Genomic DNA, 15,933 nt, shown 5'->3' with positions numbered 1-15,933 from the left:
TCACCCAATCGCGATGGAAGACGGTTTACGTTTTGCTATCCGTGAAGGTGGTCGTACTGTTGGTGCTGGTGTTGTTGCCAAAATCATTCAGTAATAAATATGCGAGCAGGCGATTACTTGTCTGCTCGCATTTGCTTTAGCGATGTTAGGCCAGTAGTTCAATTGGTAGAGCACCGGTCTCCAAAACCGGGTGTTGGGGGTTCGAGTCCCTCCTGGCCTGCCAAATTTTATGTGGGTTTGTTGCGATAATGACTGCTAATACTGAAGAAAAAGTTTACCGACTGGATGCTATTAAATGGCTTTTGGTTGTGGCTATAGTTGCTGCAGGTGTTGTCGGAAACTCTCACTTTTCTGCTGAATCAATTTTGTATCGTGCTTTAGCGCTGCTGGTGTTAACTGCTGTGGCGATATTTGTTGCACTGCAAACGGCTAAAGGTGTTGCAATAGCTGATGTTATCCGCGGCTCACTTGTTGAGTTGCGTAAAGTCGTTTGGCCTAGCCGTCAAGAAACTAACCAGACAACGCTGATTGTGTTGGCGGTAGTTTTTGTGATGGCCATCATTCTATGGTTGCTAGATACGCTATTTGGTTTTATTGCTTCCAATATCATAGGGTAGATAAATATGGCTAAGCGCTGGTACGTAGTACATGCCTATTCTGGCTATGAAAAGAAAGTGGCTGCTTCGTTGCGTGATCGTGTTTCTTTGTATGGAATGGAAGAAAGTTTTGGCGACATTTTGGTTCCCACTGAAGAAGTAATTGAAATGCGTGGCGGACAAAAGCGTAAGAGTGAGCGCAAGTTTTTTCCTGGTTATGTATTGGTACAAATGGAGTTGAATGATGATACATGGCATCTGGTCAAAGATACGCCAAGAGTGATGGGCTTTATTGGTGGCAAGGCTGACCAACCTGCTCCTATAACCGAAAAAGAGGCAGATGCAATTTTGCGTCGTGTCGATGACTCAATTGAGAAGCCCAAGCCAAAAACAATTTTTGAGCCAGGTGAAATGGTTCGTGTTATTGATGGGCCATTTAACGATTTCAACGGTGTTGTTGAAGAGGTTAATTACGACAAAAATCGTTTGCGAGTGGCGGTATTGATTTTTGGTCGTTCCACTCCAGTTGAGTTGGAATTTAGTCAGGTCGAAAAAACTTAAACGTTAAAGATTTTTAAATGCCCTTCTTCGCCTTGCGAAGAGGGGTTTTCGTGTCCTTGGTTAAAGCCAGGGCGGGGAGCCTAAGACGTCAAATCTTGCCAAAGATTTGGTTGAGGCGCTAACACCCATAGGGGAGCAATATCATGGCAAAAAAAGTAACCGCTTACGTTAAGCTGCAGGTTGCAGCTGGCAAGGCAAATCCAAGTCCACCGGTTGGTCCAGCATTGGGTCAGCACGGTGTTAACATCATGGAATTCTGTAAAGCTTTCAATGCGCAAACACAAGGCATGGAAGTTGGTTCACCTGTACCTGTGATTATCAGTGTTTATAGTGACCGTAGTTTTACATTTGTAATGAAGACTCCACCAGCATCTTTCTTGCTGAAGAAGGCTGCAGGCATTACCAGTGGTAGCGGTCGTCCTAACACCAATAAGGTCGGTAAGGTAACTCGTGCTCAGTTGGAAACCATTGCAACTACCAAAATGGCAGACCTGACCGCATCCAATATGGAAGCAGCTGTGCGTACTATTGCTGGTTCTGCACGTTCAATGGGTCTGGAAGTGGAGGGCGTATAAGATGGCTAAAATTACTAAGCGTCAACGTGCAATTAATGAGAAGGTTGATTCAACTAAGCAGTACTCTATCGAAGAGGCTGTAGCACTGTTGAAAGATCTTTCTAATGTGAAGTTTGCTGAGACAGTTGATGTGTCTGTAAACCTCGGTATCGATCCTCGTAAGTCTGATCAATCAGTTCGCGGCGCTACTACCCTGCCACACGGTAATGGTAAGTCAGTGCGCGTTGCTGTATTCACTCAAGGTGCAAATGCCGAAGCGGCGAAAGCTGCTGGTGCTGAGTTCGTTGGTATGGATGAATTGGCAGCAGAAATTAAAGCAGGCAAGATGGATTTTGATGTGGTTATTGCCAGCCCTGATGCAATGCGTGTTGTGGGTCAATTGGGGCAAGTGCTTGGTCCTCGCGGTCTAATGCCAAACCCCAAAACTGGTACTGTAACTCCTGATGTGGTTACCGCTGTTAAAAATGCTAAAGCTGGCCAGATTCGTTATCGCGCTGAGAAGGGCGGTATTATTCATGGCGGTTTAGGCAAGATCTCTTTTGACGCCGTTGCTATCAAAGAAAACTTGGAAGCATTAATTGGCGATCTGAAAAAAGCTAAGCCAGCAACATCTAAAGGTATTTACATCAAGAAGATTTCCTTGAGTTCTACCATGGGTCCTGGTTTGGTAATCGATCAAGCGTCACTTGCGATTTGATTCGCTGACGTAAAAGAACTTTGGGGTCCGCTTTTGAAGCGGGCCGTCAAAGACCGTAGGTGTCGAAGTGGTTTACGTAAGTAGATAACAAGACTTAATGCAAGTCGCCTACGCAGATGGTGAGACCCTATTCAGTTAATTGATAATACAGATATTCTGTTGCAACAATTTGACGAATGACTTCACCGAATAATGGTCTTGATAGTTTATCGAGGCTGGTAGTTAACGATAAATTTATTTGTGTTTTAACGAACAGAAAAAGTTTATCAATGCAGGAGTAATCCCGTGGCATTAGGTCTTGAAGGCAAAAAAGCGATTGTTGCTGAAGTCCAAGACGCTGCAAAGAGCGCTTTGTCTGCAGTTATCGCCGATTCTCGCGGCGTAACCGTTGGCAAAATGACCGCTCTGCGCAAGCAGGCCCGTGAAGCTGGCGTCTGGGTAAGAGTCGTCCGTAACACATTGGCCCGTCGCGCTGTGCAAGGTACAGCATACGAGTGTCTCGCAGACAAATTCGTAGGCCCAACTCTCATTGCATTCTCAACTGTTCATCCTGGTGCTGGTGCTCGCATCCTTCAGGATTTTGCTAAAGAGAATGACAAGTTTGAGTTGAAAGCTGCTGCCTTTGAAGGTGAGTTAGTGAATATCGCAATGTTGGCTACTTTGCCAACTTACGACGAAGCTATTTCTCGTCTCATGAGCGTGATGAAAGAAGCTTCAGCTGGCAAACTGGTTCGCACTATTGCGGCCGTTCGCGATCAAAAAGAACAGCAAGCTGCTTAATCATTTGATTACGGCTTACTTTAGATTTAACGAGCAAAATGCTCCATTAATTAGGAATTGAGACATGTCTCTGACTAAAGACGATATCATCAATGCCATCGCAGAAATGTCTGTAAAAGACGTTGTTGAGTTGATCTCTGCAATGGAAGAGAAGTTCGGTGTTAGCGCTGCTGCTGCTACTGTTGCTGTTGCTGCTGGTCCAGCTGCTGCAGCAGAAGAGCAAACTGAATTTGACGTTATTCTTTCATCTGTTGGTGACAAGAAAGTTAACGTAATTAAGGCTGTTCGTGAATTGACTGGTCTTGGCTTGAAAGAAGCTAAAGATTTGGTTGAAGCGGCACCTAAAGCAATCAAAGAAGCAGTTTCCAAAGCTGATGCTGATGCAGCAAAAGCTAAGTTGGAAGAAGCTGGCGCAGTTGTAGAAGTTAAATAATTCTACGCCTGTGTTGCGGTCCATTTACAGTTTGGACACTAGGCTGGTGAGCTTTTGCTTGCCAGCCTTTTTCTGTTTTCAGAAGAGTCTTGGGTTATAGCTGTAGTGGTACTGAAAATGGCAAGCACCAGGTGCGCCATTGATTACCGAAAAGTAATCGTAAGTTTGTCGAGTTTTAAGTTTTTACAAAGAAACGCACATGCGTTTTCATGGCTGCGATCAAGCCCGATCCGCGAACAAGCTGGGGAATACAGATGGCTTACTCATATACTGAGAAAAAACGTATCCGCAAGGATTTTGGCAAACTGCCGCACGTAATGGATGTACCTTATCTTTTGGCGATTCAGTTAGATTCCTACAGAAAGTTTACTCAAGCAGATACTGCGCCCAGTAAGCGTGATGATATGGGGCTACATGCTGCATTCCGTTCCGTTTTTCCAATCGTTAGTTACTCAGGTAATGCTGCGCTCGAATATGTGAGCTATAACCTCGGAAAAGCGGCGTTTGATGTAAACGAATGTATTCTGCGCGGCGTTACCTATGCCGTCCCTCTACGCGTGAAAGTGCGCTTGATTATTTATGATCGCGAGTCTTCCAATAAGGCGATCAAAGACATTAAAGAACAAGAAGTGTACATGGGTGAAATCCCGCTCATGACCGATAACGGTACTTTTGTCATTAATGGTACCGAACGTGTAATCGTTTCCCAGTTACATCGTTCTCCTGGCGTGTTCTTCGATCACGACAAAGGCAAGACCCATTCATCGGGCAAGCTGCTTTATTCCGCACGTATTATTCCTTACCGTGGCTCATGGTTGGATTTTGAATTTGATCCTAAAGACCTGCTCTACGTTCGTATTGACCGTCGCCGTAAGTTGCCCGCCACTATTTTGTTGCGCGCCCTTGGTTTTAGCTCACAAGAAATGCTGGCAATGTTTTTTGAAACCAGTACTTTTATTTTGGGCAAAGATGGTCAATTCAGCTACGAAGTAGTTCCATCGCGTTTGCGCGGTGACGTTGCTACTTTTGATATTAAAGATGACAAAGGCAATATCATTGTTGAAGAAGGGCGCCGTATTACTGCGCGTCATATTCGTCAATTGGAAAAGGCCGGTGTTAATCAGATGGATGTTCCATCTGAATATTTGTTAGGTCGCTCATTAGCAAAAGATATTATCGACACTCGCACTGGTGAGTTGTTATTTGAATGTAATACAGAAATTACTGCTGATGTGCTTGCCAAATTAGTTGCTGCGGGCGCTACGGATGTTGAAACGCTGTATACCAACGAATTGGATTGCGGCGCCTTTATTTCTGAAACTCTGCGTGTTGATCCAACTCGCACGGCATTAGAGTCGCTCGTTGAAATTTATCGCATGATGCGTCCTGGCGAGCCGCCAACCAAAGAATCTGCTGAAGCATTGTTCCAAAACCTGTTCTTCTCGCAAGAGCGCTACGATCTTTCCGCAGTGGGTCGTATGAAATTTAACCGTCGTCTTGGCCGCGAAGCTGAAACCGGTGAAGGTACTTTGTCTAATGACGATATCGTTGATGTGATGAAGACGCTGATTGCTATCCGTAACGGTAAAGGCGTTGTGGATGATATCGATCACTTGGGTAACCGCCGTGTGCGTTCCGTAGGTGAGATGGCAGAAAACCAATTCCGTGTTGGTTTGGTGCGTGTTGAGCGTGCGGTGAAAGAGCGCCTTTCAATGGCGGAAAGCGAAGGCTTGATGCCGCAAGATTTGATTAACGCAAAACCTGTAGCTGCTGCAGTGAAAGAGTTCTTTGGCTCATCACAGCTTTCGCAGTTTATGGATCAAAACAACCCGCTGTCAGAGATCACCCATAAGCGTCGTGTCTCTGCGCTTGGCCCAGGTGGTTTGACTCGTGAGCGTGCAGGCTTTGAAGTGCGTGACGTACATCCGACTCACTATGGTCGTGTATGTCCAATTGAAACGCCGGAAGGTCCAAACATTGGTTTGATCAACTCTTTGGCTACCTATGCCCGCACTAACAATTACGGCTTCCTTGAGAGTCCGTATCGTAAAGTGGTTAATGGCAAGGTAACCAATGAAATTGATTTCCTTTCTGCGATCAATGAATCTGATTATGTAATTGCACAGGCATCGGCAACTTTGGATGACGCCGGTAGCTTGACTGAAGAATTGGTATCAGTTCGTCACTTAAATGAATTTACCTTGAAAGCACCTGCTGACGTTCAATATATGGACGTATCGGCGCGTCAGGTAGTTTCTGTTGCGGCATCCTTGATTCCATTCCTTGAACACGATGACGCCAACCGTGCATTGATGGGTTCAAACATGCAGCGCCAAGCTGTACCTACACTGCGCTCGCAAAAGCCGCTGGTGGGTACCGGTATGGAGCGTAATGTTGCGTCCGACTCAGGTGTGTGTGTCGTTGCGAAGCGTGGCGGTATTATCGATAGCGTTGATGCTGGCCGTATCGTAGTAAAAGTGCATCACGATGAAGTAGAAGCGGGCGATGCAGGTGTGGATATTTACAACCTGATCAAATACACCCGTTCTAACCAAAATACCTGTATCAATCAGCGTCCAATTGTAAGCATGGGTGATTCGGTTTCCCGCGGCGACATTTTGGCCGATGGCCCTTCTGTTGATATGGGTGAATTGGCGCTTGGCCAAAACATGCGTATCGCGTTTATGCCGTGGAATGGTTACAACTTCGAAGACTCGATTCTGGTTTCAGAGCGTGTTGTTCAGGAAGACCGTTTCACTACCATCCATATTCAGGAATTAACCTGTATCGCACGTGATACCAAGTTGGGCAGCGAAGAAATCACTGCGGATATTCCTAACGTAGGTGAGAGTGCGCTGAGCAAGCTCGACGAATCCGGTATTGTTTATATCGGTGCTGAAGTGGGCGGCGGCGATATTCTGGTTGGTAAGGTTACACCAAAAGGTGAAACCCAATTAACACCAGAAGAGAAGCTATTGCGTGCAATCTTTGGTGAAAAGGCGTCGGACGTTAAGGATACTTCCCTGCGTGTGCCTTCAAGCACCAAAGGTACTGTAATCGACGTACAGGTTTTCACTCGCGATGGTCTGGAAAAGGATCAGCGCAGTTTGGAAATTGAAAAAGCGCAGCTTGATGAAGTGCGTAAAGATTTGAACGAAGAGTACCGTATTGTTGAAACGGCTACCTTTGAGCGTCTGCGTTCTGCTTTGGTTGGTCAAATCGTTGCATCAGGTAAAAACGTGAAGAAAGGCGAAGCCATGACTCACGAAATCCTCGACGGTTTGGAAAAAGATCAGTGGTTCAAGCTGCGTATGAATGAAGACGCACTGAATGAGCAGATCGATCGCGCTGAAGAGCAGCTGGCTGAGCGTCGCAAGATTCTCGACGAGCGCTTTGAGGACAAAAAACGCAAGCTGTCTACTGGCGATGATCTGGCGCCAGGCGTGCTGAAAATCGTTAAGGTTTACCTCGCTATCAAGCGTCGTATCCAGCCTGGTGACAAGATGGCCGGTCGTCACGGTAACAAGGGTGTTATCTCGGTAATTATGCCGATTGAAGACATGCCTTACGACGAGAATGGCGAGACTGTTGATATAGTTCTTAACCCGCTCGGCGTACCTTCACGTATGAACGTGGGGCAGGTGTTGGAAATGCACTTGGGCATGGCGGCTAAAGGTCTGGGCGTTAAAATCAACAAGTTGCTGCAAGAGCAAAAAGCAATTGCCGACATCCGCGCTTTCCTTGAAGAGATCTACAACAAAACCGGTGATGTGGCAGCTAAAGAAGATCTGGCTTCATTCAGTGATAAAGACATTCTGGATCTGGCCAAGAACTTGGTTGATGGTGTGCCTATGGCAACGCCAGTATTTGATGGTGCCAAAGAGCATGAAATCAAAGCCTTGCTGCGTTTGGCAGGTTTGTCGGATACAGGTCAATCCATTCTTTATGATGGCCGTACCGGTGACCAGTTCACTCGTCCGGTGACTGTGGGCTACATGTACATGCTGAAGTTGAACCACTTGGTGGATGACAAGATGCATGCCCGTTCAACCGGTTCTTATAGCTTGGTTACCCAGCAGCCTTTGGGTGGTAAAGCGCAGTTCGGTGGTCAGCGTTTCGGTGAGATGGAAGTGTGGGCGCTGGAAGCATACGGTGCAGCATATACATTGCAAGAAATGCTTACTGTTAAGTCGGATGACGTTGCGGGTCGTACCAAGATGTATAAAAACATCGTTGATGGCGACCACCGTATGGAGCCCGGCATGCCGGAGTCTTTCAACGTACTTGTTAAGGAAATCCGCTCTCTGGGTATCAATATCGAGCTTGAGCAAGACGATTAATGCTCATGCTTGCGCGTCAGTAGCGGCCTAAACAGGCCGTTACTGGCTGCAATCCGGAACCAGTAACACCAAAGAATTTGCCTCGAAGTTTAATGAAAGCTCCACCGGAGCCAACAGGAGAAAGCGCCTTGAAAGACTTACTGAATTTACTCAAGTCCCAGGGACAAGTCGAAGAATTCGACTCTATTCGTATTAGCTTGGCATCACCTGAAATGATTCGTTCGTGGTCGTTTGGCGAAGTGAAAAAGCCAGAGACTATCAACTACCGTACCTTCAAGCCTGAGCGTGAAGGTTTGTTCTGCGCCAAGATTTTTGGTCCAGTAAAAGATTACGAATGCTTGTGCGGTAAGTACAAGCGCATGAAGCACCGCGGCATTATCTGTGAGAAGTGCGGTGTAGAGGTGACTTTGGCTAAAGTGCGTCGTGAGCGCATGGGTCATATCGAACTGGCGAGTCCAGTTGCGCACATTTGGTTCCTGAAATCGCTGCCGAGCCGTATCGGTTTGCTGTTAGATATGACTTTGCGTGATATCGAGCGCGTGCTTTATTTTGAATCCTACGTGGTGACCGAGCCAGGTATGACTACGCTGGAGCGTGGTCAATTGCTCTCTGACGAGCAGTACTTTGAAGCAATGGAAGAGTTCGGCGACGAATTCGAAGCCCAAATGGGTGCTGAAGCCATTCAGACCTTGATGCGCGCTATCGATTTGGAATCTGAAATTCAACGTTTGCGTGAAGAAATTCCAAATACCACCAGCGAAACCAAAATCAAAAAGTACTCCAAGCGCTTGAAGTTGCTGGAAGCCTTCTTCTTCTCTGGCAACAAGCCCGAGTGGATGGTAATGGAAGTTCTGCCGGTATTGCCGCCAGATTTGCGTCCATTGGTTCCATTGGATGGTGGTCGTTTTGCAACGTCTGACTTGAACGATTTGTATCGTCGCGTAATCAATCGTAATAACCGTTTGAAGCGTCTGTTGGACTTGAATGCGCCAGACATCATCGTGCGCAACGAAAAGCGTATGCTGCAAGAAGCAGTAGATGCGCTGTTGGATAACGGTCGTCGCGGTCGTGCGATCACCGGTTCTAACAAGCGTCCGCTGAAATCTTTGGCTGACATGATCAAAGGTAAACAAGGTCGTTTCCGTCAAAACCTGCTCGGTAAGCGTGTTGACTACTCCGGTCGTTCGGTAATCGTAGTAGGTCCAACTCTGCGTTTGCATCAGTGCGGTTTGCCAAAGAAAATGGCGTTGGAGCTGTTCAAGCCGTTTATTTTTAGCAAGCTAGAATTGCGTGGTTTGGCGACCACTATTAAAGCCGCCAAGAAAATGGTTGAGCGCGAAGAGGCTGTCGTTTGGGATATTCTCGACGAAGTAATCCGCGAACATCCGGTGCTATTGAACCGCGCACCAACTCTTCACCGTCTCGGTATTCAGGCGTTTGAGCCAGTGCTGATTGAAGGTAAAGCAATCCAGTTGCACCCGCTTGTGTGTTCTGCGTACAACGCGGACTTCGACGGCGACCAGATGGCAGTTCACGTTCCGCTGACTATCGAAGCTCAGTTGGAAGCGCGTGCATTGATGATGTCTACCAACAACATCCTGTCGCCAGCGTCAGGTGAGCCAATTATCGTTCCGTCGCAAGACGTGGTATTGGGTCTGTATTGGATGACCCGTGACCGTGTAAACGCAAAAGGCGAGAACATGGTGTTTGCGGATACTGCGGAAGTATCCCGTGCCTACTACTCCAAACAAGTTGATCTGCAGGCGCGCATTAAAGTGCGTTTGAGTGAAACCTTGATTGGCGAAGAAGGCGAAAAAACCACTACGGTTAAATTGGTTAGCACTACTGTTGGCCGTGTATTGCTGTGGGAAATCTGCCCACCCGGCATGCCGCTGGAAATGATTAACCGTCCAATGGTTAAGAAAGCGATTTCTGCCGCTATCAATTACTGCTACCGCGTAGTGGGATTGAAGGCGACTGTTATCTTCGCTGACCGTTTGATGTACATGGGTTATGACTTCTCTACCAAGTCAGGCTCATCGATTGGTGTTAACGACTTTACTATCCCTGCCGCAAAAGCAGAGATCATCGGCCGCGCTGATGCGGAAGTAAAAGAAATCGAAACCCAATACGCTTCAGGTCTGGTAACTCAGGGCGAGAAATACAACAAGGTTATCGATATTTGGTCGCGCGCTAACGATTTGGTTGCCAAATCGATGATGGAAGGTATTTCCAAAGAAGCCGTTATCAACCGCGATGGCGTTGAAGAATTGCAACCCTCATTTAACTCCGTATTTATGTACGCTGACTCAGGTGCGCGGGGCTCGCCAGCACAGATTCGTCAGTTGGCCGGTATGCGTGGTTTGATGGCGCGTCCAGATGGTTCGATCATTGAAACGCCAATTAAGGCTAATTTCCGTGAAGGCTTGAACGTACTTCAGTACTTTATTTCTACCCACGGTGCGCGTAAAGGTTTGGCGGATACCGCGTTGAAAACCGCGAACTCTGGTTATTTGACGCGTCGTTTGGTTGATGTCGCGCAAGATTTGGTGGTTACTGCAATCGATTGTGGTACCGACGAAGGTTTGACCATGTCGCCAGTTATTGAAGGCGGCGATGTAATCGAATCATTGGGTGATCGTATCCTTGGTCGTATTATTGCTCGCGACGTAATCCGTCCCGGCACTGATGAAATCCTGGTGCCTGCTGGCACCATGATTGACGAAGCCTGGGTTGAGCGCGTTGAGGCCATGGGTATCGACGAAGTATTGGTGCGCTCACCAATTACCTGTGAAGCGCGCAGCGGTATTTGCTCTATGTGTTACGGCCGTGACCTTGCTCGTGGTCACCGTGTAAACGTAGGTGAAGCGGTTGGTGTTATTGCGGCTCAATCAATCGGTGAGCCAGGAACCCAGCTGACCATGCGTACCTTCCACATTGGTGGTGCGGCATCGCGAGCGTCTGCAGCGGATAGCGTACAAGTTAAACAAGAAGGTACTGTGCGCTTGTTGAACGTGAAGGTTGTAAGCAACCCGGCGGGCAACTTGGTGGCAGTGTCTCGTTCGGGTGAATTGGCGATTGCTGACAGCAGCGGCCGTGAGCGTGAGCGTTACAAGATTCCTTACGGTGCATTGATCACTGTTAAAGATGGTGAAGCAGTTAAAGGTGGTCAGATTATTGCTAAATGGGATCCGCATACTCACCCGATCGTATCGGAAGTGGCGGGTACTGTTGCCTTCTCTGGCATGGAAGATGGTCTTTCTATCCGTCGCCAGACTGATGAATTGACTGGTTTGAGCTCTATCGAAGTACTTGATCCAGCAGAGCGTCCGTCGGCCGGTAAAGATCTGCGCCCTGCAGTAACCTTGGTAGATGCAAAAGGTAAAGAGCTGTTCCTTGCGAACACCAATGTGCCAGCGCACTACATGTTGCCGCCAAAAGCGATTTTGAGCATCAACAATCACGACATTATCAACGTGGGCGACATTATTGCGCGTATCCCACAGGAAGGCTCCAAAACTCGTGACATCACCGGTGGTCTGCCGCGTGTTGCCGACTTGTTTGAAGCTCGCCGTCCAAAAGAGCCGTCCATTTTGGCGGAAATCTCCGGTACTGTGAGCTTCGGTAAAGAGACCAAGGGCAAGCGTCGTTTGATTATTACTCCTGTCGATGGCCAATTGTTGCCAGATGGTTCAACGCATTACGAAGTGTTGATCCCCAAGCATCGTCAACTGACCGTGTTTGAAGGTGAGATGGTTGCCAAGGGTGAAGTTGTATCTGACGGCCCAAGCAATCCGCATGACATTTTGCGCTTGCAGGGTGTTGAGGCATTGGCGCGTTACATTACCAATGAGATCCAAGACGTTTACCGTCTACAAGGCGTGAAAATTAACGATAAGCACATCGAAACTATCGTTCGTCAAATGCTGCGTAAGGTTGAGATCAGCACCATGGGTGACTCTACTTTCGTTAAAGGCGAACAAGTCGAGTACAACCACGTATTGGAAGAAAACGAAAAGTTACGTGCAGAAGCGCGTCAGCCTGCTAATTATGAGCGCCAGTTACTTGGTATTACCAAGGCGTCTTTGGCTACTGAATCGTTCATTTCCGCAGCATCGTTCCAGGAAACTACTCGCGTATTGACCGAAGCGGCAGTAACCGGCAAGAAAGATGCTCTGCGTGGCTTGAAAGAAAACGTAGTGGTGGGTCGTTTGATTCCAGCCGGTACCGGTTTGGCATATCACTCGGATCGCAAGCGTCGTCGCGAAGCTAACCTCAGCAACAGCAATGATGCGGGCGTGAGCCCAGAAGATGTCGAAGCAGCATTAACTGAGGCGTTGAAATCAAGCATTGGCTAATGCTTGATTAATTGCCGAGGTGATGAGAGCAAACGCTCTCGCGGTAAACCCGAAGCAAGGCTGGCGATCCCAGCCTTGCTTTTTTATCGGACAATTGTCCATTAAATAGGCGGGCTTTACCTTGACGGTGGTGGGGCGCATCTTTACAATGCGCCACCCACTTTTTCCGAAGTGGGAAGCAGGGCTATTTTTTTCAGTAGACCGCTTTCTTAAACCTGCCTTCAATAGTGAAGGCGTATTATCTGTGGAGTTTGTTTTCATGCCAACGATCAATCAATTGATTCGTAAGCCGAGAAAACCCATCGTAGACAAGAGCGACGTTCCAGCTCTGCAAGGCAATCCGCAAAGACGCGGTGTTTGCACTCGCGTTTATACGACTACACCTAAAAAGCCAAACTCAGCATTGCGTAAAGTATGCCGTGTTCGTTTGACCAATGGTTTTGAAGTGTCTTCTTATATCGGCGGTGAAGGCCATAACTTGCAGGAGCACAGCGTGGTGCTGATCCGTGGCGGTCGTGTTAAAGACTTGCCAGGTGTTCGTTACCATACTGTACGCGGTTCACTGGATACTTCTGGTGTTGCTAAGCGTAGACAAGGTCGTTCCAAATACGGTGCTAAACGTCCTAAGTAATAGAGTTGGCGGATTTATCCGCCGCTTATGCTTTGCGTTTAATGTTTTCGGTGTACAACCGAGTAAGGCCAAGCAAGTTTGTAGCAATTGGGCTCCAAATGTTGTCTTGGAAATTTCCTGAAGAGAGGCTATTAAAATGCCAAGAAGACGAGTCGTCGCCAAACGCGACACGCTGCCGGATCCAAAATTCGGTAACGTGACTCTGGCAAAGTTTATGAACCACGTAATGATTAGTGGTAAGAAGTCGGTAGCAGAGCGCATTATTTACGGTGCTATGGATATCGTTAAAACCAAATTAAATCGTGATCCTTTGGAAGTATTTACTGAGGCTCTCGAGAACATCGCTCCGCTGGTTGAGGTTAAATCTCGCCGTGTGGGTGGTGCAACCTATCAAGTTCCTGTCGAAGTACGTGCATCGCGTCGTACTGCGCTGGCAATGCGCTGGTTGGTGGATTACTCGCGTAAGCGTGGTGAGAAATCAATGCCTGCGCGTTTGGCTGGTGAGCTGATGGATGCTGCACAAGGCAAAGGCGCTGCGGTTAAGAAGCGTGAAGACGTTCACCGCATGGCTGAAGCGAACAAGGCGTTCTCGCACTTCCGTTTCTAATGGAAGTTTGCTCCAAAACGCCTATGTGAGATTAAGGGCAGCAATCGCTGCCCTTTCTTTAGTAGCGAATTTGTAATCGGGGAATACCTCTGTGGCACGTAAAACACCTATCGCACGCTATCGCAATATCGGCATCTGCGCACACGTAGATGCGGGTAAAACGACGACGACCGAACGTGTGTTGTTTTATACCGGATTGTCTCACAAGATTGGTGAGGTGCATGACGGTGCTGCAACGACCGACTGGATGGTGCAAGAGCAGGAGCGTGGTATCACCATTACCTCTGCTGCTGTTACGACCTTCTGGAAGGGCATGGGTGGCCAGTTTGATGAGCATCGCATCAACGTAATTGATACCCCTGGGCATGTTGATTTCACTATCGAAGTAGAGCGCTCTTTGCGTGTACTTGATGGTGCGGTTGTTGTTCTGTGCGGATCTTCGGGTGTGCAGCCGCAAACCGAAACCGTATGGCGCCAAGCGAATAAATACGAAGTTCCGCGCATCGTATTTGTTAACAAAATGGATCGTACCGGCGCTAGCTATATGCGTGTTGTTGAACAGCTGAGAACCCGATTGGGCGCAAATGCTGTTCCGCTGCAGATGACTATCGGCGCTGAAGATGAATTCAAGGGTGTTGTTGATCTGGTTAAGATGCGCGCCATCATCTGGAACGAAGAAGACCAGGGTATGACCTTTAAGTACGAGCCGATCCCTGCGGATCTGCTTGCGACTTGCGAAAAAATGCGTGAATTCCTGATTGAGTCGGCGGCTGAGTCCACTGAAGAGTTGATGGAAAAGTATTTGGGCGGCGAAGAGCTAACTGAAGAAGAAATCAAGTCTGGGATTCGTGCTCGCACATTGGCCAATGAAATAGTTCCGGTAATTGGTGGTTCGGCGTTTAAGAATAAGGGTGTTCAGGCAATGCTGGATGCTGTAATTGATTATCTGCCGGCGCCCACCGAAGTTAAGGCGATTGAGGGTGTGCTAGAGGATGGTGAGACAGTTGCTACGCGTAAAGCGAGTGATGATGAGCCGTTCTCTGCATTGGCATTTAAAATTGCTACCGATCCATTTGTTGGCACGCTAACTTTTTTCCGTGTTTACTCCGGCACGCTGGAATCTGGCGATACCGTATTGAACTCGGTGAAGGGGAAAAAAGAGCGTGTTGGTCGTATGGTGCAAATGCATGCGAATCAGCGTCAGGAAATTAAAGAAGTTTTAGCGGGTGATATTGCTGCGGGTATCGGCTTTAAAGATTGCACTACCGGCGATACGCTGTGTGCTCTGGATAGCGTCATCATCTTAGAGCGCATGGACTTTCCGGAGCCGGTAATCCATGTAGCGGTTGAGCCTAAAACCAAGGTTGATCAAGAAAAGATGGGTGTTGCGCTGAGCAAATTGGCTCAGGAGGATCCTTCTTTCCGGGTTCGTACCGATGAAGAAACCGGCCAAACCATTATTGGTGGTATGGGCGAGTTGCATCTCGATATCATTGTTGATCGTATGCGGCGCGAATTTGGCGTCGAGGCTAATATCGGTAAGCCGCAGGTGGCCTACCGTGAGGCTATTCGCAATACCTGTGAGATCGAAGGTAAATTCGTGCGTCAGTCGGGCGGCCGTGGTCAGTTTGGTCACTGCTGGATACGCTTCTCTCCCGGTGCGGATGAGGGCGCTGAAGGTTTAGAGTTTGTAAATGAGGTTGTGGGTGGTGTGGTTCCCAAAGAATTCATTCCTGCAATTCAAAAAGGCATTGCCGAACAAATGCAAAACGGAGTTCTGGCGGGCTATCCATTGCTTGGGTTAAAGGCTGTTGTGTTTGATGGCTCTTACCATGATGTGGACTCGTCGGAAATGGCGTTTAAGATTGCTGCATCTATGGCGACCAAGAAGTTGGCTCAAAAAGGTGGTGCGGTATTGCTTGAGCCGATCATGAAGGTTGAGGTGGTCACTCCGGAAGCAAACATGGGCGATGTGGTTGGTGACTTAAATCGTCGTCGCGGCTTGATTCTGGGTATGGATGAGAGTCCGATGGGTAAGGTGATCGACGCTGAGGTTCCGTTGTCGGAAATGTTTGGTTATGCGACTGCTTTGCGCTCAGCAACTCAGGGTCGTGCAACTTACACCATGGAATTTTTGAAGTACCAAGAGGCCTCGCGCAATGTTGCTGAAGAAGTGATTGCAAAAGGCGGAATGCAAAGAGACGAAGAATAGTTTCGATATTTCATCTTTATATAGAGGAATTGAAAAGTGGCTAAAGAGAAGTTTGAACGTAACAAGCCCCACGTCAACGTGGGCACCATTGGTCACGTTGACCATGGTAAAACCACATTGACTGCAGCCTTGACTCGCGTGTG

13 protein-coding genes and 1 tRNA gene are annotated in these 15,933 nt (G+C 47.9%); all 14 read left to right on the top strand.

Annotated features, from left to right (window positions below; translation table 11 throughout):
• The coding region (locus AWU77_RS20020) for an elongation factor Tu (RefSeq protein WP_084617945.1) at positions 1-94 on the top strand (94 nt) is incomplete at its 5' end.
• 53 nt (positions 95-147) lie between these two features.
• Positions 148-223, top strand: a tRNA-Trp gene (locus AWU77_RS02730).
• Positions 224-248: 25 nt separating this feature from the next.
• On the top strand, positions 249-617 hold the full coding sequence (secE, locus tag AWU77_RS02725; protein WP_062058899.1) for a preprotein translocase subunit SecE: 369 nt from the start codon (positions 249-251) through the stop codon (positions 615-617).
• A 6-nt stretch (positions 618-623) separates the two neighbouring features.
• Positions 624-1,157: a transcription termination/antitermination protein NusG gene (gene nusG / locus AWU77_RS02720; RefSeq protein WP_062058896.1), complete on the top strand. Its 534-nt coding sequence runs from the start codon at positions 624-626 to the stop codon at positions 1,155-1,157.
• Positions 1,158-1,300: 143 nt separating this feature from the next.
• Positions 1,301-1,732 (top strand): 50S ribosomal protein L11, encoded by a 432-nt coding sequence (gene rplK / locus AWU77_RS02715; RefSeq protein ID WP_062058893.1) that lies wholly within the window; start codon positions 1,301-1,303, stop codon positions 1,730-1,732.
• Between the two features lies 1 nt (position 1,733).
• On the top strand, positions 1,734-2,429 hold the full coding sequence (gene rplA / locus AWU77_RS02710; protein ID WP_062058890.1) for a 50S ribosomal protein L1: 696 nt from the start codon (positions 1,734-1,736) through the stop codon (positions 2,427-2,429).
• 285 nt (positions 2,430-2,714) lie between these two features.
• Complete coding sequence (rplJ, locus tag AWU77_RS02705) at positions 2,715-3,209, top strand: 50S ribosomal protein L10 (protein ID WP_062058887.1); 495 nt, start codon at positions 2,715-2,717, stop codon at positions 3,207-3,209.
• 64 nt (positions 3,210-3,273) lie between these two features.
• A complete protein-coding gene (gene rplL / locus AWU77_RS02700) occupies positions 3,274-3,642 on the top strand; it encodes a 50S ribosomal protein L7/L12 (protein ID WP_062058884.1) in 369 nt (122 codons plus the stop codon).
• Positions 3,643-3,896: 254 nt separating this feature from the next.
• The gene (rpoB, locus tag AWU77_RS02695) at positions 3,897-7,982 is read left to right on the top strand and encodes a DNA-directed RNA polymerase subunit beta (RefSeq protein ID WP_062058881.1); all 4,086 of its coding nucleotides are present in this window, start codon (positions 3,897-3,899) and stop codon (positions 7,980-7,982) included.
• A 128-nt stretch (positions 7,983-8,110) separates the two neighbouring features.
• Positions 8,111-12,340 carry a DNA-directed RNA polymerase subunit beta' gene (rpoC, locus tag AWU77_RS02690; protein WP_062058904.1) on the top strand — a complete coding sequence of 1,410 codons (4,230 nt, stop codon included), beginning with the start codon at positions 8,111-8,113 and terminating at the stop codon, positions 12,338-12,340.
• A 259-nt stretch (positions 12,341-12,599) separates the two neighbouring features.
• Positions 12,600-12,971, top strand: a complete 372-nt coding sequence (gene rpsL, locus AWU77_RS02685; protein WP_062058902.1) for a 30S ribosomal protein S12 — start codon at positions 12,600-12,602, stop codon at positions 12,969-12,971.
• Between the two features lie 136 nt (positions 12,972-13,107).
• The gene (rpsG, locus tag AWU77_RS02680) at positions 13,108-13,578 is read left to right on the top strand and encodes a 30S ribosomal protein S7 (RefSeq protein WP_062058878.1); all 471 of its coding nucleotides are present in this window, start codon (positions 13,108-13,110) and stop codon (positions 13,576-13,578) included.
• A 91-nt stretch (positions 13,579-13,669) separates the two neighbouring features.
• The gene (gene fusA, locus AWU77_RS02675) at positions 13,670-15,790 is read left to right on the top strand and encodes an elongation factor G (RefSeq protein WP_062058875.1); all 2,121 of its coding nucleotides are present in this window, start codon (positions 13,670-13,672) and stop codon (positions 15,788-15,790) included.
• Positions 15,791-15,826: 36 nt separating this feature from the next.
• Positions 15,827-15,933 (top strand): GTP-binding protein (locus AWU77_RS02670; RefSeq protein ID WP_202966612.1); only part of this gene is annotated, 107 nt, incomplete at its 3' end.

The sequence above is a fragment of the Cellvibrio sp. OA-2007 genome (assembly GCF_000953825.1).
Classification (GTDB): Bacteria; Pseudomonadota; Gammaproteobacteria; order Pseudomonadales; family Cellvibrionaceae; genus Cellvibrio.
The sequence above is the reverse complement of the archived record's forward strand: the minus strand, read 5'-3'. Positions and strand labels throughout refer to the sequence as shown.

Coding starts and splice junctions, on each gene's coding strand:
- rplL (WP_062058884.1), top strand. CDS start 3,274: ATGTCTCTGACTAAAGACGATATCATCAATGCCATCGCAGAAATGTCT.
- rplK (WP_062058893.1), top strand. CDS start 1,301: ATGGCAAAAAAAGTAACCGCTTACGTTAAGCTGCAGGTTGCAGCTGGC.
- rplA (WP_062058890.1), top strand. CDS start 1,734: ATGGCTAAAATTACTAAGCGTCAACGTGCAATTAATGAGAAGGTTGAT.
- nusG (WP_062058896.1), top strand. CDS start 624: ATGGCTAAGCGCTGGTACGTAGTACATGCCTATTCTGGCTATGAAAAG.
- rpsG (WP_062058878.1), top strand. CDS start 13,108: ATGCCAAGAAGACGAGTCGTCGCCAAACGCGACACGCTGCCGGATCCA.
- secE (WP_062058899.1), top strand. CDS start 249: ATGACTGCTAATACTGAAGAAAAAGTTTACCGACTGGATGCTATTAAA.
- rpoB (WP_062058881.1), top strand. CDS start 3,897: ATGGCTTACTCATATACTGAGAAAAAACGTATCCGCAAGGATTTTGGC.
- rpsL (WP_062058902.1), top strand. CDS start 12,600: ATGCCAACGATCAATCAATTGATTCGTAAGCCGAGAAAACCCATCGTA.